This is a genomic window from Tumebacillus sp. BK434 (genome assembly GCF_004340785.1).
In the GTDB taxonomy this organism is placed as follows: domain Bacteria; phylum Bacillota; class Bacilli; order Tumebacillales; family Tumebacillaceae; genus Tumebacillus_A.
On the sequence record NZ_SLXS01000010.1, the window covers coordinates 87,769 to 110,080 of the forward strand.

29 protein-coding genes and 10 tRNA genes are annotated in these 22,312 nt (G+C 56.6%); 33 read left to right on the plus strand and 6 right to left on the minus strand.

What is annotated here, in order from left to right; genetic code table 11:
• Positions 1 to 44: 44 nt before the first annotated feature.
• The 18 genes from ftsY (at position 45) to EV586_RS18740 (ending at position 6,384) form a co-directional block, all read left to right on the plus strand.
• Positions 45 to 980: a signal recognition particle-docking protein FtsY gene (gene ftsY / locus EV586_RS18655; protein ID WP_132946589.1), complete on the plus strand. Its 936-nt coding sequence runs from the start codon at positions 45 to 47 to the stop codon at positions 978 to 980.
• A 91-nt stretch (positions 981 to 1,071) separates the two neighbouring features.
• Positions 1,072 to 1,404, plus strand: a complete 333-nt coding sequence (gene ylxM / locus EV586_RS18660; protein WP_132946590.1) for a YlxM family DNA-binding protein — start codon at positions 1,072 to 1,074, stop codon at positions 1,402 to 1,404.
• A 12-nt stretch (positions 1,405 to 1,416) separates the two neighbouring features.
• Entirely contained in the window at positions 1,417 to 2,772 is a 1,356-nt protein-coding gene (gene ffh, locus EV586_RS18665; protein WP_132946591.1) for a signal recognition particle protein, read from the plus strand.
• A 94-nt stretch (positions 2,773 to 2,866) separates the two neighbouring features.
• Positions 2,867 to 3,139, plus strand: coding sequence for a 30S ribosomal protein S16 (gene rpsP, locus EV586_RS18670; RefSeq protein ID WP_094236931.1), 273 nt, complete (start codon positions 2,867 to 2,869; stop codon positions 3,137 to 3,139).
• Between the two features lie 26 nt (positions 3,140 to 3,165).
• Positions 3,166 to 3,393 carry a KH domain-containing protein gene (locus EV586_RS18675; RefSeq protein WP_132946592.1) on the plus strand — a complete coding sequence of 76 codons (228 nt, stop codon included), beginning with the start codon at positions 3,166 to 3,168 and terminating at the stop codon, positions 3,391 to 3,393.
• A gap of 78 nt (positions 3,394 to 3,471) precedes the next feature.
• Positions 3,472 to 3,891, plus strand: a complete 420-nt coding sequence (locus tag EV586_RS18680; protein ID WP_165898705.1) for a YlqD family protein — start codon at positions 3,472 to 3,474, stop codon at positions 3,889 to 3,891.
• Between the two features lie 14 nt (positions 3,892 to 3,905).
• Positions 3,906 to 4,418: a ribosome maturation factor RimM gene (gene rimM, locus EV586_RS18685; protein WP_132946624.1), complete on the plus strand. Its 513-nt coding sequence runs from the start codon at positions 3,906 to 3,908 to the stop codon at positions 4,416 to 4,418.
• Positions 4,419 to 4,436: 18 nt separating this feature from the next.
• Positions 4,437 to 5,177, plus strand: coding sequence for a tRNA (guanosine(37)-N1)-methyltransferase TrmD (gene trmD, locus EV586_RS18690; RefSeq protein ID WP_132946594.1), 741 nt, complete (start codon positions 4,437 to 4,439; stop codon positions 5,175 to 5,177).
• Between the two features lie 233 nt (positions 5,178 to 5,410).
• Positions 5,411 to 5,485, plus strand: a tRNA-Gln gene (locus EV586_RS18695).
• A 3-nt stretch (positions 5,486 to 5,488) separates the two neighbouring features.
• A tRNA-Leu gene (locus EV586_RS18700) sits at positions 5,489 to 5,565 on the plus strand.
• A gap of 17 nt (positions 5,566 to 5,582) precedes the next feature.
• Positions 5,583 to 5,658, plus strand: a tRNA-Ala gene (locus EV586_RS18705).
• 4 nt (positions 5,659 to 5,662) lie between these two features.
• Positions 5,663 to 5,738, plus strand: a tRNA-Asn gene (locus tag EV586_RS18710).
• Between the two features lie 5 nt (positions 5,739 to 5,743).
• Positions 5,744 to 5,819 (plus strand) — tRNA-Thr (locus tag EV586_RS18715).
• Positions 5,820 to 5,825: 6 nt separating this feature from the next.
• Positions 5,826 to 5,902 (plus strand) — tRNA-Glu (locus EV586_RS18720).
• A gap of 28 nt (positions 5,903 to 5,930) precedes the next feature.
• A tRNA-Phe gene (locus EV586_RS18725) sits at positions 5,931 to 6,006 on the plus strand.
• 112 nt (positions 6,007 to 6,118) lie between these two features.
• Positions 6,119 to 6,193: transfer RNA gene (locus EV586_RS18730), tRNA-Gly, on the plus strand.
• Positions 6,194 to 6,200: 7 nt separating this feature from the next.
• Positions 6,201 to 6,274, plus strand: a tRNA-Cys gene (locus tag EV586_RS18735).
• Positions 6,275 to 6,298: 24 nt separating this feature from the next.
• Positions 6,299 to 6,384 (plus strand) — tRNA-Leu (locus EV586_RS18740).
• A 54-nt stretch (positions 6,385 to 6,438) separates the two neighbouring features.
• On the opposite strand, the gene EV586_RS18745 is transcribed toward EV586_RS18740, so the two are convergent.
• Positions 6,439 to 6,795 carry a L,D-transpeptidase gene (locus EV586_RS18745; RefSeq protein ID WP_132946595.1) on the minus strand — a complete coding sequence of 119 codons (357 nt, stop codon included), beginning with the start codon at positions 6,793 to 6,795 and terminating at the stop codon, positions 6,439 to 6,441.
• A gap of 127 nt (positions 6,796 to 6,922) precedes the next feature.
• Between EV586_RS18745 and EV586_RS18750 the strand changes: the two genes are divergently transcribed.
• The 10 genes from EV586_RS18750 to EV586_RS18795 all read left to right on the plus strand — a co-directional run bounded on the left by EV586_RS18750 (position 6,923) and on the right by EV586_RS18795 (position 15,162).
• Positions 6,923 to 7,738 (plus strand): deoxyribonuclease IV, encoded by an 816-nt coding sequence (locus EV586_RS18750; protein ID WP_132946596.1) that lies wholly within the window; start codon positions 6,923 to 6,925, stop codon positions 7,736 to 7,738.
• A 139-nt stretch (positions 7,739 to 7,877) separates the two neighbouring features.
• The gene (locus EV586_RS18755; RefSeq protein ID WP_132946597.1) at positions 7,878 to 8,993 is read left to right on the plus strand and encodes a C40 family peptidase; all 1,116 of its coding nucleotides are present in this window, start codon (positions 7,878 to 7,880) and stop codon (positions 8,991 to 8,993) included.
• Between the two features lie 146 nt (positions 8,994 to 9,139).
• On the plus strand, positions 9,140 to 9,487 hold the full coding sequence (rplS, locus tag EV586_RS18760) for a 50S ribosomal protein L19 (protein WP_132946598.1): 348 nt from the start codon (positions 9,140 to 9,142) through the stop codon (positions 9,485 to 9,487).
• 103 nt (positions 9,488 to 9,590) lie between these two features.
• Positions 9,591 to 10,169 (plus strand): signal peptidase I, encoded by a 579-nt coding sequence (gene lepB, locus EV586_RS18765; protein WP_132946599.1) that lies wholly within the window; start codon positions 9,591 to 9,593, stop codon positions 10,167 to 10,169.
• A gap of 35 nt (positions 10,170 to 10,204) precedes the next feature.
• A complete protein-coding gene (gene ylqF / locus EV586_RS18770) occupies positions 10,205 to 11,122 on the plus strand; it encodes a ribosome biogenesis GTPase YlqF (protein WP_132946600.1) in 918 nt (305 codons plus the stop codon).
• 100 nt (positions 11,123 to 11,222) lie between these two features.
• On the plus strand, positions 11,223 to 12,050 hold the full coding sequence (locus EV586_RS18775; RefSeq protein ID WP_132946601.1) for a ribonuclease HII: 828 nt from the start codon (positions 11,223 to 11,225) through the stop codon (positions 12,048 to 12,050).
• Positions 12,051 to 12,071: 21 nt separating this feature from the next.
• Positions 12,072 to 14,195, plus strand: coding sequence for a flagellar hook-length control protein FliK (gene fliK / locus EV586_RS18780; RefSeq protein ID WP_132946602.1), 2,124 nt, complete (start codon positions 12,072 to 12,074; stop codon positions 14,193 to 14,195).
• Between the two features lie 24 nt (positions 14,196 to 14,219).
• Positions 14,220 to 14,495, plus strand: a complete 276-nt coding sequence (locus EV586_RS18785) for an EscU/YscU/HrcU family type III secretion system export apparatus switch protein (RefSeq protein ID WP_132946603.1) — start codon at positions 14,220 to 14,222, stop codon at positions 14,493 to 14,495.
• On the plus strand, positions 14,492 to 14,860 hold the full coding sequence (locus EV586_RS18790) for a YraN family protein (protein WP_132946604.1): 369 nt from the start codon (positions 14,492 to 14,494) through the stop codon (positions 14,858 to 14,860). Before EV586_RS18785 ends, EV586_RS18790 begins: the two co-directional genes overlap by 4 nt.
• A 59-nt stretch (positions 14,861 to 14,919) precedes the next feature.
• Entirely contained in the window at positions 14,920 to 15,162 is a 243-nt protein-coding gene (locus EV586_RS18795) for a YneF family protein (RefSeq protein ID WP_132946605.1), read from the plus strand.
• A 51-nt stretch (positions 15,163 to 15,213) separates the two neighbouring features.
• Here EV586_RS18795 and EV586_RS18800 read toward each other — a convergent pair whose 3' ends face one another.
• Entirely contained in the window at positions 15,214 to 15,585 is a 372-nt protein-coding gene (locus EV586_RS18800; protein WP_132946606.1) for a hypothetical protein, read from the minus strand.
• 139 nt (positions 15,586 to 15,724) lie between these two features.
• Here EV586_RS18800 and EV586_RS18805 point away from each other — a divergent pair, with 139 nt between their 5' ends.
• Positions 15,725 to 16,222, plus strand: a complete 498-nt coding sequence (locus EV586_RS18805; RefSeq protein WP_132946607.1) for a hypothetical protein — start codon at positions 15,725 to 15,727, stop codon at positions 16,220 to 16,222.
• Between the two features lie 107 nt (positions 16,223 to 16,329).
• The gene (locus EV586_RS18810; protein ID WP_132946608.1) at positions 16,330 to 16,725 is read left to right on the plus strand and encodes a hypothetical protein; all 396 of its coding nucleotides are present in this window, start codon (positions 16,330 to 16,332) and stop codon (positions 16,723 to 16,725) included.
• 139 nt (positions 16,726 to 16,864) lie between these two features.
• On the opposite strand, the gene EV586_RS18815 is transcribed toward EV586_RS18810, so the two are convergent.
• A complete protein-coding gene (locus tag EV586_RS18815; RefSeq protein WP_132946609.1) occupies positions 16,865 to 18,397 on the minus strand; it encodes a YifB family Mg chelatase-like AAA ATPase in 1,533 nt (510 codons plus the stop codon).
• A gap of 470 nt (positions 18,398 to 18,867) precedes the next feature.
• On the opposite strand from EV586_RS18815, the gene EV586_RS18820 reads away from it, so the two are divergent.
• On the plus strand, positions 18,868 to 19,083 hold the full coding sequence (locus EV586_RS18820; RefSeq protein ID WP_132946610.1) for a hypothetical protein: 216 nt from the start codon (positions 18,868 to 18,870) through the stop codon (positions 19,081 to 19,083).
• A 53-nt stretch (positions 19,084 to 19,136) separates the two neighbouring features.
• Here EV586_RS18820 and EV586_RS18825 read toward each other — a convergent pair whose 3' ends face one another.
• The 3 genes from EV586_RS18825 to EV586_RS18835 all read right to left on the minus strand — a co-directional run bounded on the left by EV586_RS18825 (position 19,137) and on the right by EV586_RS18835 (position 20,421).
• The gene (locus tag EV586_RS18825) at positions 19,137 to 19,556 is read right to left on the minus strand and encodes a hypothetical protein (RefSeq protein WP_243653090.1); all 420 of its coding nucleotides are present in this window, start codon (positions 19,554 to 19,556) and stop codon (positions 19,137 to 19,139) included.
• Positions 19,557 to 19,638: 82 nt separating this feature from the next.
• A complete protein-coding gene (locus EV586_RS18830; RefSeq protein ID WP_132946611.1) occupies positions 19,639 to 19,974 on the minus strand; it encodes a hypothetical protein in 336 nt (111 codons plus the stop codon).
• A 3-nt stretch (positions 19,975 to 19,977) separates the two neighbouring features.
• On the minus strand, positions 19,978 to 20,421 hold the full coding sequence (locus tag EV586_RS18835; RefSeq protein WP_165898706.1) for a molybdopterin-dependent oxidoreductase: 444 nt from the start codon (positions 20,419 to 20,421) through the stop codon (positions 19,978 to 19,980).
• An 80-nt stretch (positions 20,422 to 20,501) separates the two neighbouring features.
• Here EV586_RS18835 and EV586_RS18840 point away from each other — a divergent pair, with 80 nt between their 5' ends.
• Positions 20,502 to 21,722: an MFS transporter gene (locus tag EV586_RS18840; protein WP_132946613.1), complete on the plus strand. Its 1,221-nt coding sequence runs from the start codon at positions 20,502 to 20,504 to the stop codon at positions 21,720 to 21,722.
• Positions 21,723 to 21,742: 20 nt separating this feature from the next.
• Positions 21,743 to 22,189 (plus strand): hypothetical protein, encoded by a 447-nt coding sequence (locus EV586_RS18845; RefSeq protein WP_132946614.1) that lies wholly within the window; start codon positions 21,743 to 21,745, stop codon positions 22,187 to 22,189.
• Positions 22,190 to 22,312 lie beyond the last annotated feature (123 nt).

The following is a 22,312-nucleotide window of genomic DNA, read 5'->3' on the forward strand; positions in this document are numbered from 1 at the left end:
GACATGCTGTCGTATTCAGCCGTAAGTAAAGGAGTTGTTCCGTCATGGGATTTTTCAGCAAATTTAAAGAAGGCCTGACCAAAACGCGCGACGCGCTAATGGGCAAAGTCGAATCGATCATCTCTTTTGGCCGCAAGATCGACGAGGAGTTCTATGAGGAGCTCGAAGAAGCGCTGATCATGGCCGATGTCGGCGTCAACACCGTCATGGACATCATGGACGAACTGCGCTCCGAAGTGAAAAAGCGCAAGCTCTCCGAAGCTGAAGAGCTGCGTCCGGTCTTGAAAGACATCCTCGTACGCCTGATGGGCGAGCAGAACGGCGACCTGCAGACGTCTCCGGACGGCCTGACCGTCATCCTCTTTGTCGGGGTCAACGGCGTCGGCAAGACGACGACGATCGGCAAGCTCGCTCACCAGTTCAAGTCGCAAGGTCAAAAAGTCGTCTTGGCAGCCGGTGACACCTTCCGCGCCGGGGCGATCGAACAGCTCGAAGTGTGGGGCAAGCGCGCCGGCGTCGACGTGATCAAGCAGCAGGCAGGCTCCGACCCGGCCGCCGTCATCTACGACGGCATTCAGGCGGCGCGCTCGCGCAAAGCGGACGTTTTGCTCTGCGATACGGCGGGCCGCCTGCAGAACAAAGCCAACCTGATGGAAGAGCTGAACAAGATCTATCGCGTCATCAAGCGCGAGGTGCCGGATGCGCCGCACGAGACCCTGCTCGTGCTCGACGCGACGACCGGTCAGAACGCCCTGCAGCAGGCCAAGCTGTTCGGCGAGTCGACCGGCGTGACCGGCCTCGTTCTGACCAAGCTCGACGGCACGGCGAAAGGCGGCATCGTCATCGCGATCCGCAAAGAGCTGTCGATCCCGGTCAAACTGGTCGGGCTCGGGGAAAAGATGGAAGATCTGATGCCGTTTGACGCGCAGGATTTCATCGATGCGCTGTTCGCCAAGAGCGACGAAAAGCCGCAAGAATAAGATTTTTTGCAAGACAGTTGACAAGCCGTTGTCTTTTCAGTAATATATCGTCTGTAAAGGTTCTCGACTTGACAGGCAGGGGGTGTCTCACTTGTTAGAAAAGACCACCCAGATGAACCTGTTGTATGACTTTTACGGTGTCATGCTCACCGAAAAGCAACGGCAATTTGTCGAGCTGTACTACTTGGACGATCTGTCGCTTGCTGAGATCGCCGAGCAATTTGAGATCAGCCGTCAAGCGGTTCACGATAACCTCAAGCGCGCAAGCGCGCAGCTGCTCGATTACGAGGACAAGCTGCGCCTTGTCGAGCGTTTTCTGCACCGCATGGAGACTCGTCAGCAGGTCCTCGATCTGTTGGAAGATCTGCCGGAGGAGAAGCTCGCACAGCTGGAGCTTTTGCTCGATGAACTGATCGCTGAATAAAGGAGGATGGCCATGGTCTTCGAAGGATTAGCGAACCGATTGCAAGACACCTTCAACCGCCTGCGCGGCAAAGGGAAGCTGGGCGAATCGGACGTCAAAGAAGCCATGCGGGAAGTGCGGCTTGCCCTGCTCGAAGCGGACGTCAACTTTAAGGTCGTCAAGGACTTTGTTGAAAAGGTGCGCGAGCGTGCGGTCGGACAGGAAGTCCTGCAGAGCCTGACTCCGGGTCAACATGTCATCAAGATCGTCAACGAAGAATTAACCGCCTTGATGGGTGGCGAGCAGGCGAAGCTCGCCGTCACCAAGCCGCCCACCGTCATCATGATGGTTGGTCTGCAAGGTGCGGGCAAGACCACTCATGTCGGCAAGTTGGCGCGACTTCTGCAAAAAGAGCGCAAAAAGCCGCTGCTCGTCGCCGGTGACATCTATCGTCCGGCCGCGATCAAGCAGCTGCAGGTGCTGGGCGAACAGCTTGATGCTGAGGTCTTCTCGCTGGGCGATCAGGTATCGCCGGTGGAGATCGCCAAACAAGCGCTGCACCATGCGAAGATACACGGCCATGACTATGTGCTGATCGACACCGCCGGCCGCCTGCACATCGACGAACAGTTGATGGATGAGCTCCAGCGGGTCAAGAGCGAAGTCAATCCTGACGAGATTCTGCTTGTGGTCGACGCGATGACCGGGCAAGACGCGGTCAACGTCGCAGAGAGCTTCCATAACCAGCTCGCCGTAACCGGCGCGATCCTCACCAAGCTCGACGGCGATACCCGCGGCGGTGCTGCATTGTCCATCCGGGCGGTGACCGGCATCCCGATCAAATACGCGGGCATCGGCGAGAAGATCGACGCGATCGAACCGTTCCATCCCGACCGGATGGCATCACGCATCCTCGGCATGGGCGACGTGCTTACCTTGATCGAAAAGGCGCAACAGAACATCGACAAGGACAAAGCGATGGAGATGGAGCGCAAACTGCGCAACGCAGACTTCACGCTCGATGACTTCCTCGAACAACTGCAACAGGTCAAGCAACTGGGGCCGCTGGATCAACTGCTCGGGATGATGCCCGGCATGAACAAAGCGATGAAGGGTCTGCAAAACGCCAACGTGGACGAAAAGCAGATCGGACGTGTCGAAGCGATCATCCGCTCGATGACGCCGATCGAGCGCATCGAACCGAAGGTGATCGACTCCTCGCGCCGCAAGCGCATCGCCAAAGGCAGCGGGACGACCGTTCAGGACGTCAACCGCCTGCTCAAGCAGTTCGAAGAGATGCAGAAAATGATGAAACAGTTCTCCGGAATGGCCAAGAAGATGAAAAAAGGGAAAAAGGGCAAGGGCTTCCCGAAGCTCCCGTTCATGTAATCCCTGATTTTCTCACCCAAAAGATAAATCTTTTCGTTCCATCGGAACGAGATTTATGATAAGATATGATTTTGTGATGGAGGTGAAATAAACAATGGCAGTTAAGATTCGTCTGAAGCGTATGGGTCAAAAGAAAGCTCCGTTCTACCGTGTAGTCGTAGCTGATTCCCGTTCTCCGCGCGATGGTCGTTTCATCGAGGAGATCGGTACCTATAACCCGGTAACTCAACCGGCTCAAATCAACATCGACGAAGAGAAAGCGATCAAATGGCTGAACGACGGTGCACAACCGTCCGACACCGTGAAGAACCTCTTCTCGAAAACCGGCATCCTCAAGAAAGTCCACGAAGCAAAAGCTGGCAAGTAATCTCTCTTCCCAGGGAGGAATTTGCTATGAAGCAATTGGTCGAAACGATCGCCAAGGCACTTGTGGATCACCCGGAGGAAGTGCGGGTCAATGAGATTGTGAGCGAGAAGGCCATCGTGTTTGAATTATCGGTAGCGCCCTCAGATATGGGGAAAATTATCGGCAAACAAGGACGGGTTGCAAAGTCGCTCCGCACGGTTGTGTCGGCTGCAGCTTTGCAAGAGCAGAAACGTGTCACGATCGAAATTGTGTAAACAAAAGGCTGGGAGGCTCATGACTCCCAGCCTTTTTGTGGTATAATACCTGTAAATCACAAAGGAGTGTGAATTAACGTGTTAAACCTCAGAGTCCCGGTACAAGTGAAAATTATCCTGACTGAAGATACAAAAGCACAAATCACAGGCGAGATCAATCAAGCGATCCAAGGCATCCAGCGCGAACTGGATCAGATCGATTTCCAATCCCGCAAAGCGCTGCAAGACGCCGAGAAAAACGGCCCGCAAGCGGTGAACGCGGTACAAGCCCGCATCAACCAGGAAGTGGGCATGCGCATGGAGCGCCGTGAGCAGATGATGCAGCAGCTGGTGCAGATCCAGCAAAGCCCGATCGGCTCCGAGATCCCGGGCGGCCAGATCGATACCAACGTTGAAGTCCGCGTCGGCGATGTTTGGGAAGATGTGATCCACGGCACCGAGATCGTGTTGCGCGACGGCATGGTCGTGGAAATTCGTCGAGCAGGTGATCACGCTTGAGTCAACAACAGAACATGATCCTCGTGGGACATCTGGTGAATACGCAAGGAGTGCGAGGGGAAGTTCGGGTGATCTCGCGTACCGACTTCGAAGATCAGCGCTTCAAGAAAGGAGCCCGGCTGTTTCTGGTGCATCCGAATCAGAGCAAGCTGGTGGAACTGACCATTGCGTCTGTTCGCAAGCACAAACAGTTCATTCTGCTGACCTTTGAAGGGCATCAAAACATCAACGATGTAGAAAAGTACAAAGGCGGCGAGCTGAAAGTCTACGAATCGGAACTGATCGAGCTCCCGGAAAATACATACTACATCTATCAGTTGGTCGGCTGTGAAGTGGTGACAGACGAAGGTGTCTTGCTCGGCACGCTCAAAGATGTGCTGCAGCCGGGGGCGAACGACGTGTACGTGGTCAAGCCGCCGAAGGGCAAAGACATCCTGCTGCCTGCGATCCCCGATTGCGTGCTCGACGTGGATGTGGCAAACAAGAAGATCCTTGTGCACATCATGCCGGGCTTGCTTGACGACTAACGCTGGAGGCGAATTCGAGTGCGAATAGACATCGTGACCATCTTCCCTGAGATGTTCCAAGGCGTGGTCGGCACCAGCATCATCGGCCGGGCCTGCGCGCAGGAGGCGGTGGAGATCAATCTCGTCGATTTTCGGGAGTATTCGGGCAACAAGCACCACACCGTCGATGACACGCCGTATGGCGGCGGCGGGGGGATGGTGCTGAAGCCGGAGCCGATCTTCGCGGCCGTGGAGTCCTTGCTGATGGAAGGCAAGCGTCCGCGGGTGATCCTGACCTGTCCGCAAGGGGAAGTCTACAGCCAGAGCAAAGCATTGGAACTCGCGCAGGAAGAACATTTGATCATCGTCAGCGGCCACTACGAAGGATATGACGAGCGCATTCGCGAGCATCTGATCACCGACGAGATCTCGATCGGCGATTATGTGCTGACCGGCGGGGAACTGCCGGCGATGGTGATCGTCGATTCGATAGTCCGGCTCTTGCCTGGCGTTTTAGGCAATGATACATCTGCCGTTTTAGATTCCTTCCGCGAACCCTTGCTGGAGTACCCCCATTACACGCGGCCGGCCGATTTCCGCGGCTGGAAGGTGCCTGACATTCTGCTGTCCGGCCACCACGCCAACATCAGCGTCTGGCGGCGCAAGGAGTCGATCAGGCGCACCCTGCTCCGCCGGCCCGATCTGATGGCGCGTCTGTCGCTCAGCAAGCAGGATGAGAAGCTGCTGGCAGAAGTGAAGCGGGAAGAAGGCTTGGAATAACGGCAACCCTGCTCCGGTGTGAGCAGGGTTGTTTTTGGAAGCAAGCGCAAGAGAGGGCAAAACGAATGCAAATATCGTCGCGTTTTACTTGATCATCCGCGTTGAAAGTTACGCGGGCAGGTGATAGGATTATACCTGTCGCCGCCGTCGCGAGCGGCTATGAAAAAGTTGTTGACAGTATGTGTGAGCTGTGATATATTGAATCTCGTCGCTGATGCGGCAAGCGTCAATCTTGGGGAATCGCCAAGCGGTAAGGCAACGGACTTTGACTCCGTCATGCGAAGGTTCGATCCCTTCTTCCCCAGCCATCTGCCGAAGTGATGGAATTGGCATACGTGCGCGACTCAAAATCGTGATTTTGTGGGTTCGAGTCCCACCTTCGGCACCAACCACATCCTGTCCAGCGGGGGTATAGCTCAGTTGGTAGAGCACCTGCCTTGCAAGCAGGGGGTCAGCGGTTCGAATCCGCTTATCTCCACCATTGTTCCTCGATAGCTCAGTTGGTAGAGCGCCCGACTGTTAATCGGATGGTCACAGGTTCGAGTCCTGTTCGGGGAGCCATACACGCCTTTTTAGCTCAGTAGGTAGAGCGCATCCATGGTAAGGATGAGGTCATCGGTTCGATTCCGGTAAAAGGCACCAGTTCTTGGCCCGTTGGAGAAGCGGCTTAACTCACCGCCCTTTCAAGGCGGCATTCACGGGTTCGAATCCCGTACGGGTCACCATTTTGTTTACAAACTCAATAGCACGTATGGCTCGGTAGCTCAGTCGGTAGAGCAGAGGACTGAAAATCCTCGTGTCGGCGGTTCGATTCCGTCCCGAGCCACCATTTAAGGAAGTTCAGCTAAGGGCGCGACGTCCTGTCGCAACGCTGAACGGAGGTAGCCCAGCTAAAAGCGCGACGTCCTGTCGCAACGCTGGACACGGTACATCCTGTACGTGCGGAAGTGGCTCAGGGGTAGAGCATCGCCTTGCCAAGGCGAGGGTCGCGGGTTCGAATCCCGTCTTCCGCTCCATTATGTTGGTGGCATAGCCAAGTGGTAAGGCATGGGACTGCAAATCCTTGACCCCCGGTTCAAATCCGGGTGCCACCTCCAACTTTTCTTTCTCAAATTCCCCATGCGAGTGTGGTGGAATGGCAGACACAACAGACTTAAAATCTGTCGGGGGCAACCCCGTGCCGGTTCGAGTCCGGCTACTCGCACCAACGTACATAACAAACGACGAGCACCTCTCCTGTGGAGAGGTGCTTTTTTCGTCCTCACGGCACGATCTTCACTTGTGTCCCGACCGAGACTCGCCTCGCCAGATCTTCCACATCTTTGTTGTGCATGCGGATGCAGCCTTTTGATACATATTTCCCGATCGAGGACGGCCGATTGGTGCCGTGGATGCCGTAGCCTTTTTTGGACAACCCCATCCAATACGTGCCATACACAGTGACCGGACCGCCGGGGCGCCGTCCTGGATTGGGCACTTTGCTGATGATCTTAAACGTTCCGCTCGGCGTCCGGGTCGCGATTTTGCCGACGCCAACCGGGTAGCTTTTGATCACTTTGCCGTTTTCCAACAGGTCGAGTCTGCGTTTGCCAAGCGAGATGCGAATCGAAACGGCCAAACGCCATCCCTCCTTTTGCAACGTCCCTGTCAAGGTATGCGCGTTTGCCTAACCGGGGAACCTATGCTACACTCCTACTGTAAAAATGCCCATGATTTGGTGGGAGAGAGAGGACGGTTATCTTACGATGAGACTAGGGGCAAACGTTTCCATTGCCAAAACCGGGCTGCTCAAAGCGGTCGAAGAGTCGATCAGCTACGAAGCGGACACCTTTATGATCTATACCCGTTCCAACCGTGGCGGCAATGCGCGCCCGATTGAAAATTTTGGCCGTGAACAAGCCTACGAGATCATGAAAGCGCACAACCTCGCCGATCCGGTCGTACACGCTCCGTACCTGATCAACCTGGCTTCGAACAAGCCGGAGACGTGGGAATACGGCGTGGAGCTCTTGCGCGAAGACATCAGGCGCACCGAATACCTCGGCATCAACTATATCGTCTTCCATCCGGGCTCCCATACCGGGGCTGGTGTGGAATACGGCGTCAAACGCATCGCGGAAGGCTTGGACGAGATCTTGACGGGCGAAGAAAAGCTGTTTGTCTGCCTCGAAGGCATGGCGGGCGACGGTTCGAAACTCGGCTCCAACTTTGAAGAGCTGGCGGAGATCATATCGCTTGTCAAACATAAGGACAAGCTCGGCGTCTGTCTCGATACCTGCCATCTGTATTCGTCCGGCTATGACATCGTCAATGACTTTGATGGCGTGATGCAGAAGTTTGATGACGTCGTCGGCCTCGACCGCCTGAAGGTGTGGCACATCAACGACAGCAAAACGCCGTTTGACTCGCGCAAAGACCGCCATGCCAACATTGGTGAAGGCTCGATCGGCGGCGACGCGATCAAGCGTATCGTGCATCACCAACTTGCCCAAGGCAAACCCTGCATCTTGGAAACGCCGGAAGGAAAATACAAAGAAGAAATCGCCTTTTTGCGCAGCTAGTCGGCAAAGGCTGACCGGACCCGTCTTGCTGACGGGTCCTTTTCCTTTGCTTCCACCTATTGCTTCGATTTGCCGATTGGCCCGCTCCAAACAATAGCTCCATGGGGTCGAATCCAGGTTGAAGTGAGGAGTGTTGACGATGCGTGCAAAAAAGAAACTCAGTCTGATGCTTGCTGCTGCTTTTGCCCTGATGCCGCTGCCGGCGATGCTGGATGCTCAAGCCTCTCCGTCCCATGGCGGCCATACGCTGCAGGCAGTGCCGACGGCCGCCCATGTACAGGTCAACCGCGCCGGCGTGGCGATCAACGGTGTGATGAAGTCGGCCATCGATCCGATCCGGGTCGGGGGCATGTATTATGTTCCGTTTAAAGAGATCGCCCGCATCCTCGACTATGATGACGTCCGCTACAATTACAGCACGAAAACGTACACCGCCACCGACGGTTCGGCCACGGTGAAAGTGACGATCGGCAGCTCGAGCGCTTTGAAAGGCGACGAGCACGTGCATGTGGACCCGCCGAAGTTTATCAACGGCACCACCTATCTTTCGCTTGGCTCTGTCGGAGCGGTCTTCAACACCTACACGTGGTTCAAAGCGGAAAACGGCTCGATCCAGGTGCAATTGCCTGCCCGCCAATACAAAGTGCAGGCTGGCGATACCTTGTGGGAAGTCGCGCAGGCCCATCACACAACGATCGCTGCCGTGCGTGCTGCGAACAACCTGACCACCGACAGCTTGACGCCGGGCCAGATGCTCCGCGTCCCGCCGGAATATCAAACCCGTGAGATGGAGCCGGTGCGCCAGTCCTCTCCGACGCCATCGCAGCAAAACACGGCAACTCCGGTGCAGTCTTCGGCCGCATCGGCCAAAGCGCAGGCGATCATCTCGACCGGCAAAAAGTACATGGGCCGCCCGTACAAGTTTGGGGCCAAGCCTTCCGAAGCGCCGGCACGGATGGACTGCTCGTCGTTCTTACAGTATATTTTTCAACAGAATGGCATCAGCTTGCCGCGCGACTCGCGCCAGCAGTCGGCGGTCGGCACCCGCGTGGCGAAGTCGGACTTGCAGCCGGGCGACCTCGTGTTCTTCAAATACCCGGAACGCTATTCGGACGGCCGCGTCGGCCATGTCGGGATGTACATCGGCAACGGTCAGATGCTGCACACCGTTCCGAAGACCGGCGTGACGATTTCGAAAATGACGTCCAGCTATTGGACGCGCAATTACCTGTACGGCAAACGCGTGATCAAATAGCGTAATCGCCTCGTAGATATCAAGGGAAACTTCTTGTCATCCTCCCCTGTTCTGTGCTATACTTTCTTTTGTTATCAAGGCGGTCCTCTTTCTGGTGCTCTTTTGACAGCCCATGTTACGAACGCCTGTAGGGAGGAGGTCTACTCATGAACCAAGAATTGCTCAAAGCAATCACTGCTGAACAGATCCGCCAGGACATTCCTCAATTCAAAGCGGGCGACACCGTTCGTGTCCACGTTAAAGTAAAAGAGGGTAACCGCGAGCGTATCCAGGTCTTCGAAGGCGTTGTCATCAAGCGCCGTGGCGGCGGTATCAGCGAGACGTACACCGTTCGTAAGATGTCTTACGGCGTTGGCGTTGAGCGTACGTTCCCGCTCCACACTCCGAAGGTTGATAAGATCGAAGTGACTCGTCGTGGCCGCGTACGTCGCGCGAAGCTGTACTACCTGCGCAACCTCACCGGTAAAGCAGCTCGTATCCGCGAAATCCGCTAACAAAGTACAGGGACTTGTTGAAACGACAAGTCCCTTCTTTGTCTTCTATCGTAGCTTTTGCCGTAGCTTTTTTGTATAAGTTGGTAAGCTGGGAGGCACAGTAATGAGTGAATATAATCCTCAAAACGAAACGAACCAAGACACTGCGGGTCAGGAAGAAAAGAAAAAAGGTTGGGGAAAAGAAGCTTGGGAATGGGGCAAGTCCCTGCTGGTGGCGTTTTTGCTGGCGCTTCTGATTCGTCAATTTGCTTTTGCGATCTTTATGGTGGACGGTCAATCGATGGTGCCGACATTGGAAGACAAAGAACGTCTTGTCGTCAACAAAATGGTCTATTACTTACATAAACCGGAACATAACGACATTGTTGTTTTTAAATATCCGGCCGACCCATCGAAAGACTTCATTAAACGCGTCATCGGTGTGCCGGGCGATAAGATTGAGATTCGCGATTATAAAGTCTTCCGCAACGGGGAAGAGTTGACGGAGCAATACATTGCGGAACCGACCGCGACCAACAACGGCGTCTTTACGGTGCCGGAGGGCACGATTTTTGTCCTTGGTGACAACCGCAACTATTCGAAAGACAGCCGCGACCCGCAAGTCGGCTACGTGCCGTATGATGCGGTGATCGGGCGCGCCGAATTTGTCTGGTGGCCGTTTGACCAGTTCCGCGACATCTAGGACGCCAAGACGAGCTTAAAGGAGCTAACGGAGAAATGACGATTCAGTGGTTCCCCGGCCATATGGCCAAAGCACGCCGGGAAGTAACCGAGAAGTTAAAACTGGTCGATATCGTGTTTGAACTTGTCGATGCGCGGCTGCCTCTGTCCAGCCGCAACCCGATGATGAACGAGATCGTGCAGAACAAGCCGCGCCTGGTGTTGCTGAACAAGGCCGACCTCGCCGATCCGCGCATCACCGACCAGTGGATGAGCTATTTTCAAAAGCAGGGTCTCGCCTGCGTGTCGATCAACGCGCTGAAAGGGGAAGGTCTGCCCAAGGCAGCCTCCGAAGCGAAGCGCCTGTTCGAGCCAAAAGTCGAAGCGATGAAGAAAAAGGGCATTCGCCCGCGGGCTGCGCGCGCGATGATCTTAGGCATTCCGAACGTCGGCAAATCGTCTTTGATCAACCGCATGGCGAAAAAGTCGATCGCCAAGACGGGCGACCGTCCGGGCGTGACGCAGGCACAGCAGTGGATCAAAGTCGGCAAAGACTTCGAACTGCTTGATACGCCGGGGATTCTCTGGCCGAAGTTTGAAGATCCGGCTGTGGGACTGCGCTTGGCGGCGACCGGAGCGATCAAGGAAGAGATCCTCGATACGGAGCCGGTGGCGATCTTTATCGTCGAAGTGATGAGCAAGCGCTATAAGGGCGTGCTCGAATCGCGCTTTGGCGTGGAAGATCTGCCAGCAGACCCGCGTGCGGCGCTGGAAGCGATCGGCCGCAAGCGCGGATTCCTGCGCGCCGGCAACGTTGTGGACATGGAAGCAACGTGGAAGCTGATGATCCGCGAGTTCCGCGGTGGACAGTTTGGGCGGATCTCGTTGGAAGGCCCCGCCGATTTTGCTGAGGAGGAGAACTCCGGCGCAGAAGAGGCAGCGGTGCAGGCACCGGTAGAGACAACGGAAGAGTAAGACATTGCCACCGTGGCGACACGGTGGTTTTTTCTGTCTGGGACAGGAAACGACAGGGGCGCGGCGAAAGGATAAGGGACATAGAAAGGGGTTCCTGCGGATGGCACGAACGATCGATTTTGAAACGTTGACCGTGGGCGAGATACGCGACTGGTTAGCTGCGGTGGCACCGAACAAACGGCAGGAGAAGCAGTTGCTGGCCGATCCGCGCAGCGGTGTCCGCAAGCTGATCGAGTCCTATCTGCGCGAACGGGCGAAGGGGGAGGCAACGGCCGCTTGGCGTGCCGGGATGTGGCAGTATGAGCGGGAAGCGGCCGCACAGGGCTATCGTCTGGTCGCCGGCGTCGATGAAGCGGGCCGCGGGCCGTTGGCCGGGCCGGTCGTGGCTGCAGCGGTCATCCTGCCGGAGGGGATCGAGCTGCCGGGACTGAATGACTCGAAGCAGGTGGCGGAGGAGACTCGCGAGCGCCTGTTTGACTCCATCTGCACCGGAGCGGTGGCGTACGGCATCGGAATCGTGGATCCGGAGTACATCGACCGGCACAACATTTTGCAAGCGACGTTCGAGGCAGCCCGGCAGGCGCTCGGCAAGATGGGCGAGCAGTTTGCAGTGGCGCCCGATTATCTGTTGACCGACTTTTTGAAGATCCCGGATGTGGTGCAGCCGATCCAGCCGATCGTCAAAGGGGATGCGAGTTCGTTTTCGATCGCGGCCGCGTCGATTTTGGCGAAGGTGACGCGGGACCGCCTGATGACCGAGTATGCGATAGCATATCCGCAGTATGGTTTCGAGCGGCACAAGGGCTACTCGGCGCCGGAGCATCTGCAGGCGCTGGCCGAGCACGGGCCTTGTCCGATCCACCGAAAATCGTTTGCTCCCGTGCAGAAATTGCTGCAGGGGTCGTTGTTTGATTTTGCCGGTCTGTAAGGCTTTGGAGGAGGGTGTGCGATGCGAATCAATGCGGGGCAAGTCGGACAGATCGTCCTGTCCACGCTGCAAGGTGCGAAGGAACTGGAAGGGAAGCTGGAGCTGAAAGTGGGCAGTGTGGTGCGGGCGACGCTGATGCAGCAGGCGGGCAAGGATGAAGTCTGGCTGCAGATCGGCGGCAAGAATGTGCGGGCGCGGCTGGATGCTAACGTCAAGCCGGGCGACCAGGTCGATCTGCTGGTGACGGGGGAGCAGAAGCAGGGGGCAATGGAGCTGAAAGTGGTCGGGCAGCCGATCAAAAGCGGCGAGAGTGGCAAACAGCTCGACATCGCGGGCCTTGTCCGCGCGCTCGGTTTGCCGGAGACGGAAGAGACCAAGGCGCTGGTGCAAGAGCTGGCGTCCCGAGGCGTGCCGCTGAAGCAGGAGACGGTGCGCGCGGCGCTTGCCGTTCTGCGCAATCTGCCGCAAGTTACGCCGGCGCACATCACGACGCTTGGCAAGATGGCAGAGCTTGGCATTCCGATCCTGCCCAGCACGTTTGAAGCGATGCACACGCTGGAGGCGGGGCCGAAGCTGCATGATCTGCTGACGAAGATTCAGACCGCCTTGCAAGGGCTCTTTCCCGAATCTGCACGGCCAGTTGGCACAGGCGGGGCGACAGGGACTAGCCTCCAATCTGGCGCTGCAGGCAATACAAGCACGCAAGCAGGTACAGCGACAACGGCACCGGGAGCGGCAGGTGCTGCTTCGTCTGCAGCAAGTGCTGGTGGTACGCCGTCAGCAGCGAATGCTTTAGCAGGCGGTGCCGCCTCAGGAGCGGTAAACACGCCAGCAGGTACCGGTACACCGGCACCGGGAGCAGCGAGCACTTCAGCAGGCGGTGCCGCTTCAGGAATGGTAAACACGCCAGCAGGAACCGGTGCACCGGCACCGGGAGCAGCGAGCGCTCCAGCAGGCGGTGCCACGTCAGGTGCAGTGAGCACGCCAGCAGGCACTGTGACATTGGCACCGGGAGCAGCGAGTGCTTCAACAAGTGGTGCCGGATCAGGAGCAGGAATCACGCCAGCAGGTACCGGTACACCGGCACCGGGGGCGGGGAGTCCTTCGGTAGGAAGTACCTCGCCAGGAGCAGTAACCACGCCAGCAGGTAACGGCATACCGGCAACGGGAGCAGCGAGTGCTTCAGCAGGCGGTGCTGCAACCACGGCACACGGAACAGCAAACACGTCAGCGAGCGGCACCGTTCCAGGTACTGCAACTACGCAATCCGCTTCCCCGGCAACTGCAAATCCGCGTAGCGTGGCCGCAGCAAACGCCGCTCATTTTCCGGGAAATAATCAGGCAGCACCCTCTGCAAGCACGCTCTCTACACCGACGCGCACCAATCTGGAGCTGCTTCTGCACGTCACGACCCAAATGCTTCAAGGCGCGGACAACACGGCACAGCAGGCAGGCCAACTGGCTGACAAAGCAAAGCAACTGGGCCTGAACTTCGAAGAGCAGCTCGCCCACGCCCTGCGCCGTCTGCCGCCGGACAGCGATACGGCCCAGATTCGCCACACTTTCCAGCACGCTTTGCAATCGGCTGCCGAGCAAGGCACGACGCTCAAGCACGCCCTGCTCCTCACCCAAGCGGCCGCCGCCGAACTCGATGCCGCCGGACTGGGCAGCTTGCAGCAAGATCTGAGCACCGTGCTGAAAAACGTCACCGGCCAGCAGCTGATGCAAACGTCCGGTGGCGACCGCGCCGACTTGCTGTATCAGTTCGCCGCCGTCCCGGTCCGCCATGGCAAAGACGAACAGACGGTGGAACTGCACGTCATGGCCCGCAAGAGCCATGGTCAAAAAACGATCGATCCGGCCAACTGCTACGTCCTGTTCCGCCTCGACATGCCAAACTTAGGCGAGTTGGACATCCACCTGCACATCGTCGACAAAGTGGTCGGCGTCCGCTTTCTCTCGGAAAAACATGCCGACATGGCGGTGACCCCGGCTGATCAGCGCGATCTGCGTGACGCGTTGCAAAAAGTCGGCTTCCACCTCGGCGTGCTCAAAGTTGAGGACAAAAAACAGCAGGAGCCAGGCGCAGCAGAGCCGCTGCTTCCACCGATTCTCACTCACAAGCAGTTTGACTTGAAGATCTAATCCAAACGAGAGGAGGGCCGAATCATGACCGATCCGACCCGCAAAAAGGCAGTCGCCATCCACTACGATCAGAACAAAGATTCGGCTCCCCGCATCGTGGCCAGCGGACGCGGGGCGGTCGCCGAGCAGATCCTGTCGGTCGCAGCCGAACACGATGTGCCGCTGCACGAAGACCGCGCGCTCGTCGAAACCCTGCTCGCTTTTGACATCGGCAAAGAGATTCCGTCCGACCTCTACCAGGTCGTTGCAGAAGTCCTCGCCTTTGTCCAGCGCATCGACAAAAGGGAGCGTGACACATGACCCGCTCCCGCAAACAAACCGGCGCCATGGGCGAACAGATCGCCAGCGACTGGCTCCTGCAGCAAGGCTGCGTGCTGATCGCCCGCAACTGGCGCTGCCAGGATGGCGAACTCGACATCATCGCCGCAGAAGGCGATACCCTCCTGTTCCTCGAAGTCCGCACTCGGACGACTCTCGGGCGCTTCGGCACCGCCGAAGAATCGGTCGACTGGCGCAAACAGCGTCAAGTCCGCCACCTCGCCGCCCGCTACCTTTCCGCACACCAGCATTTCTATCGCCGTTTCCGCTTCGACGTCATCGTCGTCTACCTGCATCGTCACTCCGATCATGTGCAAAACATCCGCCATATACGAAACGCTTTTTAAAACCCTGTCGCCTGTGGTATCATGGGAAAAGAAAGATAGACGTAGGAGGATACATACTCATGTCCACTTTAGCAACCACACTCATTGCGATCGGTACGCTGGTACTCGGTCTGGTACTCGGCGCCATCGGCGGTGTTTACTACCTCAAGAACAAGATGACCAACATGCAAATGTCCGACAAAGATATCCAATCGATGGCCCGCTCCATGGGCATGAACCTCAACCAAAAGCAGCTCATGCAGGTGTCGAAGCGCATGCAGGCTGCCAACAACAATAAAAGCAAACCGAAAAAGAAAAAATAAGCACACAAAAAGAGAGGGCAAATGAGCCCTCTCTTTTTCATGCCTGCGAGATTACCAGAATAACAGGCCGGTCAGGGCGAGAATGGTCAGGAACGGAACAAAAAACGCTGCCGGGTTGTAACCGTAGCCATACCCCAAGCCACGTCCGTACCCTAAGCCAGGTCCGTACCCCAAGCCACGTCCGTACCCGAATCCGCGTCTGTACCCTCCGTAAAAGATGTGTTCAGCGTTTATGTCGGAAGCGGGCGCCTCAAGCGTGCGGAACAAATTCTCTTTTTCACCGGAGGCCATGCCGACCGGGCGTAGATACAGCCCTCTGCTGTTGACGCGCTCCACGACGCCGCGATGTTGCCCGTCCTTCGTTTGCACGTGCACCATCTTGCCGACGTATGGCCGACAGTTCCCAACGTGATAACGGCACATGTGGAATACCTCCTTTCAAGTTTGGTCTTTATCAGCATATGTGTGAAACGGGTACAGGCTCACGGCATCTGCGGAGGACGAACCAAAGATAGACGGGTCACCAACTGCATACACATGGAAAGAGAAGGAGGCGATCGTCATGAAAATGGGGTCTCCCTTGTGGAAATTTCGTTACCAAACCCGCCGCCATCCGTGGCTGATCCTCGTTCCGCTGCTTTTGGCCGTCCTCTTGCTGGCCGGAAGCTGTGCGCTGATCGGCGGGGGAGAGGGAAGCGAAACGAAAACGGTTGGACAGTCGGTCGTTGACGGCTGGCTGTATGGAGGTTTCGATTCGTCGGGCAACCTGATCTTCCGTCAAGGAGATCAGGTTGTTCTGTTGCCCCAAGGCAGCACGGAAGTCAAATTAAACGGGGAGACGGTGCGCATCGCCAGCGCCACACCGAACACGCTGGAGTTGCAAAGCGCTGCTGAAGCTGATCCCACAACGTTCGCTGTGCCTTCTGCGGTCTGGTGGGCGCTGGGAACAGGCGTGTGCGGATATGCGCTTGGCCGCATGCACAAAAGCAAGCCCTCCGCATCGGCGTTTCCTGCTTCTCCGTCCGTCCCGAGGTGGAAGCCCCGGCGCTGGCCTCGCTAACATAGGCAAAGGTTATCGGAAGCAAAAAGACTGCAATCCACACTATGGCGAGCGGTCTTTTTTGGTATACTGGGGAAGGACAAACTATGGAGCAGGAGAGAAGCAGAATGAAATTTACAGGGGAACGCAATTGGATGTTCATCGCCATTGCTGCCGTATCGCCGTACATCTGGATCAACATTGCCCTCAAAAAAACGGACCCGCTCATCGTGGCGATCGCAGCCGGACTCTGCGTGCTGGCGGTGATGCTACTCGTGTTTTTGCTGCGCAAACAATACATCGAAATCAACAACAACAGCATTCTATTACAGAGCATGTTCAAGCGGCGCGAGTTCGCCCCTGATGACCTGCAGAGAATCGTCATCGAAGAGCACGTCATCACCGCTTTCGACAGCAATGGCAAGCCGCAGCACCTGATGATCCCGCTGAAAAAAGAGCAGCTCCAAGAACTGAAAGACGCGATCAAAGCTTTCTGCAAACGCAACAAAGTGCCGCTGCAATAACAGGACCCAGCCAGTTCAGCAAGACGAACTGGCTGTTTGATTTAAAACGGGCAGTTCTTGTGATTGCTCAACGTCACAACTTTCTTACTAGCAGTGAGACAAACAGGCAGCCGGCGTTATTGATTGTGGGTTGTATCTTTTACTCGCCCCAGAATTTCCGGTCGAGTCCCCGGTACTGGATCGCCTCCGCGATATGGGCGATATCCAAGTCAGCTGCGCCTTCCAGATCGGCGATCGTGCGGGCGACTTTTAGAATCCGGTCATAGGCGCGGGCGGAGAGGCCAAGCTGTTCGAACGTATCTTCAAGAAGGGATTCGGCTTCGGGGGTGAGGCGGCAGTGGAGGCGGATGTCGCGGGAGGTCATGGCGGCATTCCAGGGGAACGCGCGGTCTTTGAGGCGCGTATGCTGAAGGGCGCGGGCTGCTGTCACCCGCTCGCGGATCTTGGCGGACGTCTCTTCGCAGGCCTCGCTTTTGATGTCGTGGTATTTGACGCGGGGCACTTCGATATGCAGATCGATTCGGTCTAAGAGCGGCCCTGAGATCTTGCTGCGATAACGGGTGATCTGCAGCGGGGTACAGGTACACGGCTTGTAATTCGAACCGTAATACCCGCACGGACAGGGATTCATCGCCGCCGCCAGCAAAAACCGACTCGGAAACGTATACGTCGCCTGCGTCCTCGCGATCGTCACTTTCGCATCTTCCAGCGGCTGGCGCAGCACTTCCAACACCGATTTTTTAAACTCGGGCAGCTCATCCAAAAACAGTACGCCGCCATGCGCCAGCGTCACTTCGCCCGGTTTGGGAATCGTGCCGCCGCCGATCAGCCCGCCGTCGGAGATCGTATGGTGCGGCGAGCGGTACGGCCGCGCCCGCAGCATCGTCCCGCCACGCGGCAACAACCCCGATACGCTGTACACCTGCGTCACCTCCAGCGACTCCGCCTCCGTCAGCGGCGGCAGAATCGTCGGCAGCCGCCGCGCCAGCATCGTCTTGCCACTTCCAGGAGGGCCGATCAACAGCACATTGTGCGACCCGGCCGCCGCGATCTCCAGCGCCCGCTTCACATGCGGCTGCCCTTTGATTTCGGAGAAATCATCCTCGCCGCCCCCGCTTTCGGCAATCGCCGCACTTTCTGCCGCAAACGGCGCTATTTCTTTTCTTCCATTTAAAAACTCATACGCCTCGCGCAGCGACCCGGCCGCATAGACCTGCACCCCGCCGACCAATGCGGCCTCCCGGGCATTCTCCGCTGCGACGAGCAGCCTTTTCACGCCTTGCTCCTTCGCGGCCAGCGCCAGCGACAGCATGCCGCGCACCGGTCGGAGCGTCCCGTCCAACGCGAGTTCGGCAACGGCCGCCAACTGCTCAGGCAACGGCTGTTGCATCATTCCGCCCGCCGCCAAAATCCCCAGCGCCAGACACAGGTCATACCCTGCTCCTTCCTTACGCAGCCCGGCCGGAGCCAGATTGGCGGTGATCCGCTGCAACGGGAAATCAAATCCGCTGTTGCGCAGCGCAGCTCGCACCCGGTCTTTCGCTTCGCGCACCGAACTGTCCGGCAGTCCGACCAGATCAAAACTGGGCAGACCGTTCGCTAAATCGACTTCGACCTGCACGATCATCCCTTGCAGGCCAAACAAGGCAACCCCTGTCATTTGTGCATACATCAAGAAATCCTCCTTCATGCGCGGTTTTTAGACAGCATTCGATAATAATTTGATTTTGTTTAGTTCAGGATCGTTTGCTTTTGCATACAATAAAGAAGAGTCGCGGCAGAGGACGAAGAATGAATCTAAACAAATTATGAAGATGTCCTTGGTATTACTGATCTTTTTAGCGGTTTGGTCTATAATAAGGAAGTTGGGATGATTGAGAAGAAGGAGGTGAAAGGGGTTGGAATTTGTGTGCCTCGAATGCGGAGGTTTCTTCGAGGGAGACGAAATCCGCCGATCCAAGAATCGTTGTGAGTCATGCGAGGATGTTACTTCAGATGACGAACAAGGAGAGTGTCATGGATACCGTTGACCGAAAGAAACCGAGCTAAACGCCCCCGTTCGTGCAAACGATGGGGGCGTTTAGCATGTTCGGCCTTTACATATCCTATAGACGTCCATCCTAAACGAGAGGAGGCGTTCTGATGATTTCTGTGCAGCTGTACCATGATCAATATGCCAAGATGAACCGTGACAAGTCCCTGCAACATTTCTTTCCGAAAAACAGCGCCGTCATGGAATGCAAGATGACGGAAAGCGAATTTGACGAGTTCCTCAAGCAAAATGATATGATCACCATCCGCCATCATTTAAAAACCTACCAAGACGGTCTGATCTGCGGAGAATTTGAAGTCATCTAGACCGAATCCGGCACGAGCTGCCAAACGGCAAGCGGTGGTGACACTGCTTGTCTTCAGCGTGATCTGACATTCGCCCAGCTGGAAAACTGCTTGAGCTGGGCCAGTAGTTCGGCATGCCAAGTCTCGTCGCCGAGCGTTTTGGCCATGTTGATCATGTCGAGCAGCGAGTCGATCTGCTCCGGCAAGACGCGGCGGCCGGTGCGGTGACGCTCGTCCTCAGGGTAAGTGCTGAGCACTTGCTGGATCTTGTCCGTCCCGATCGCTTCCTCCAGCGAGGCAATCCTGACACCATCCGTCTCCGCATGGTGTGCCAGCATGATGAAATCAAGCTCCAGCTCGGGGGCGAGGTGACTTGTATGACAGGTAGGGCAGACGAGCATCGGCACGTCATGAATCAGCACTCCGCCTTCGGAGTAGACGCTTCTCATGATCGCGTTCATCGTCAGCCCGCAACAAAGCGTATCCTTTGACACAGGCGGTTCCCCCTTACGTATTGCAACCCAAGGCGATCTGCTTTTAGGGTATCACAAAACCCCCTTCAGCGGGGGTTTTTTACTACTTTGCAGTCTCGACAATCTCAAGTACGATCAGCGAGGATTCATCGGGGATGTCCCCGCGAAACTGGTCGAGATAGCGTATCGCATCTGCTTTCGTCACGCCGGGCACCGTCACTTGGGCCTGGACGATGATCTGCGACCCGTCTTCCGTAAAGCGGCTGCCGAGGATCTGCCCGTTTTCGGCATAGGCCGGGACGACTTGGAGCAACTTGTGCAGATACCCGTCGCCTTTAGCCAGCCGGTCTTCCTCATACTCGTTGTTGGCGAGTATTTTCGTCGTGATGAACTTGCGGATTTTGTACTCCAGCATCAGCGTATGCCCATGACTTACCATGTGCTACAACTCTTCCGGCGATACGGTATTTTTAAAGCCAAACGCCGCCGTTTGTCCGGGGTCCGTTTTCACAAATTCGATCTTTACCACCGATTTGACATTCAGGCATTCGCTGTGCCCGTCCGGTACCAGCAGGCGCACAGGAAAGCCTTTTTTCAGCGGCAGGTCCTCCTGTTGAAACAGCAGGTAGGCATTTTGTAAGTCAGCTTTAGGCAGGACAGCTTGAAAATCGTCGCTAGCGTGAAAAACGGCGTGCGTGCTTTCCGCAAACGGCTGTATTATTTCGATAAGCGAAGAAACTGGGGTCGCTTTTCCCGTGAAGGTTGGTACAATAGGAGTAACATCAAGGAGCGGACCCAATTTTCCGCTGATAAAGTCAGAATATTCCAAGTCAAGTTCACGTTCAACAAGACCGCGGACTACTACCTGAAACGCATCTTGTGCCACCTGAAATTTCACTCCTTCGTTCAATAGGTATGTAAGAGGTGTCTTGAGGTGATTGTACATCACAGAAAGAAGGAAAGTCCATGCCACTTTGGAAGCGGAACTTAATTGTACTATGGTTTGCCAACTTTACGGTGATGATGGGGATGAGCCTGGTCATGCCCTTTTTGCCTCTCTACATTGAAGACCTCGGCGTCACCGATCCGAAAGAGTTGGCGATGTGGGCAGGGCTGGTTTTTTCCGGCACCTTTATGGCCTCGGCGGTCTTCGCGCCGATCTGGGGCGCCTTGTCCGACAAGACCGGGCGCAAAGTGATGCTTCTGCGCAGCGCGATCGGCATGTCGATCGTCATGGCCTTGATGGGCTTTGTCACCTCGGTGGAGCAGCTGTTTGCGCTGCGCATCGGCATGGGGATCATCTCCGGCTTCATCCCGGCCGCCGTCGCGCTGATGGCGACCAACACGCCCAAGGAGCATGTCGGCTACGCGCTGGGCACCTTGCAGACAGGCGGGGTGTCCGGGCAGATCATCGGCCCGCTCGTCGGCGGCGTGCTCGCCCATTTTCTCGGCTTTCGCAGCGTGTTCTGGTTCACGGCAGGGCTGCTCTTGATCGCGACGGTCATCGTCGTCGTCTTCGTCAAAGAGGAGTTCAAAAAACCGGCTCCGGCCGCGAAGAAAGCCAAAGGCGAGCGGCGCCACTTTGAGATGCTCGATCATTTGAAGATGATCTGGCCGGTGCTGATCGTGTCGTTTTTGATCACCTTCTCGATGATGATGATCGACCCGATGATGTCGCTGTACGTCGCGCAGTTGGCCCCGAACGCGGAAAACGTGGCGCTGATCGCCGGGATGATCACCGCCTGTACAGGGATTGCCAACATCATCTTCTCGCCGCGCCTCGGCCGGCTCGGCGATAAGATCGGCTATAAAAAAGTGCTGATGCTCGCGATGTGCGGCGCGGCCTTGTTCTACCTTCCGCAGGCGTTCGTCACCGCGCCGTGGCAACTGATGATCTGCCGCTTTGGGCTGGGCATGTGCATCGGCGGTCTGATGCCGCAGGTAAACTCCCTGATCCGGACGCGTGTGCCGCATGAGCTGCAAGGGCGGATGTTCGGCTACAACACATCGGCGATGTTCCTCGGCAACTTGTGCGGTCCGAACGTCGGGGGATTTATCGGGGGCACATTCGGGATTAGTTCGCTCTTTTTCATCTCGGCGTGTACAATGATAAGTAACGCGCTGTGGCTGCGGTTTGCTGTCAAAGATCCCAAAGACCAGCAGACGGCCAACGCGCAGGGAGCGTAGCAAGAAACGGAGGACATGCAATGAAACGATTGATCGCAGCGGGCCTGTGCGCCGGACTGATTCTCGCCGGGTGCGCGCCGCAGACTGCTGAGCCGCCGAAACCGGCGCATGAGGAGAAGCCGACGGGTGAGTCGATTCAGTTCGATGATCTGTTGCAAACGACGAAGATCGTCATGACCACCAAGGCAGGCTCCGACCTGCCGAAAACGTGGAAGTTCGAAGGGGACGAAGCGAAGGCCAAAGCAAACAGCCTCGTTCCGGTGCTGAAGGAAGGCGCGGCTCTCCCGGCAGGTGAAGGCCGCCTCGTGCAAAGCACGGTGCCGATGGTCTCGTTCATCCTCGATGTCGGCACGACCAAGGCGAGCATCAACGTCTACCAGGACCGCTATGAGTTCCAAGGGAACTGGTATCAGATGGAAAATGCGCCGGAGCGGACGTACGGCGCGATCAACAAACTGGAAAAATAGCTTCAGGCAGCAAAAGACACCCGATCGCAGTGGTATTATCCCCTCATGGTAGACAAGAGAAAAAGGACATCGATAAGATGGACTTATCCTTGTTGACCGGAGGGGATTTTTTATGGCTAAAAA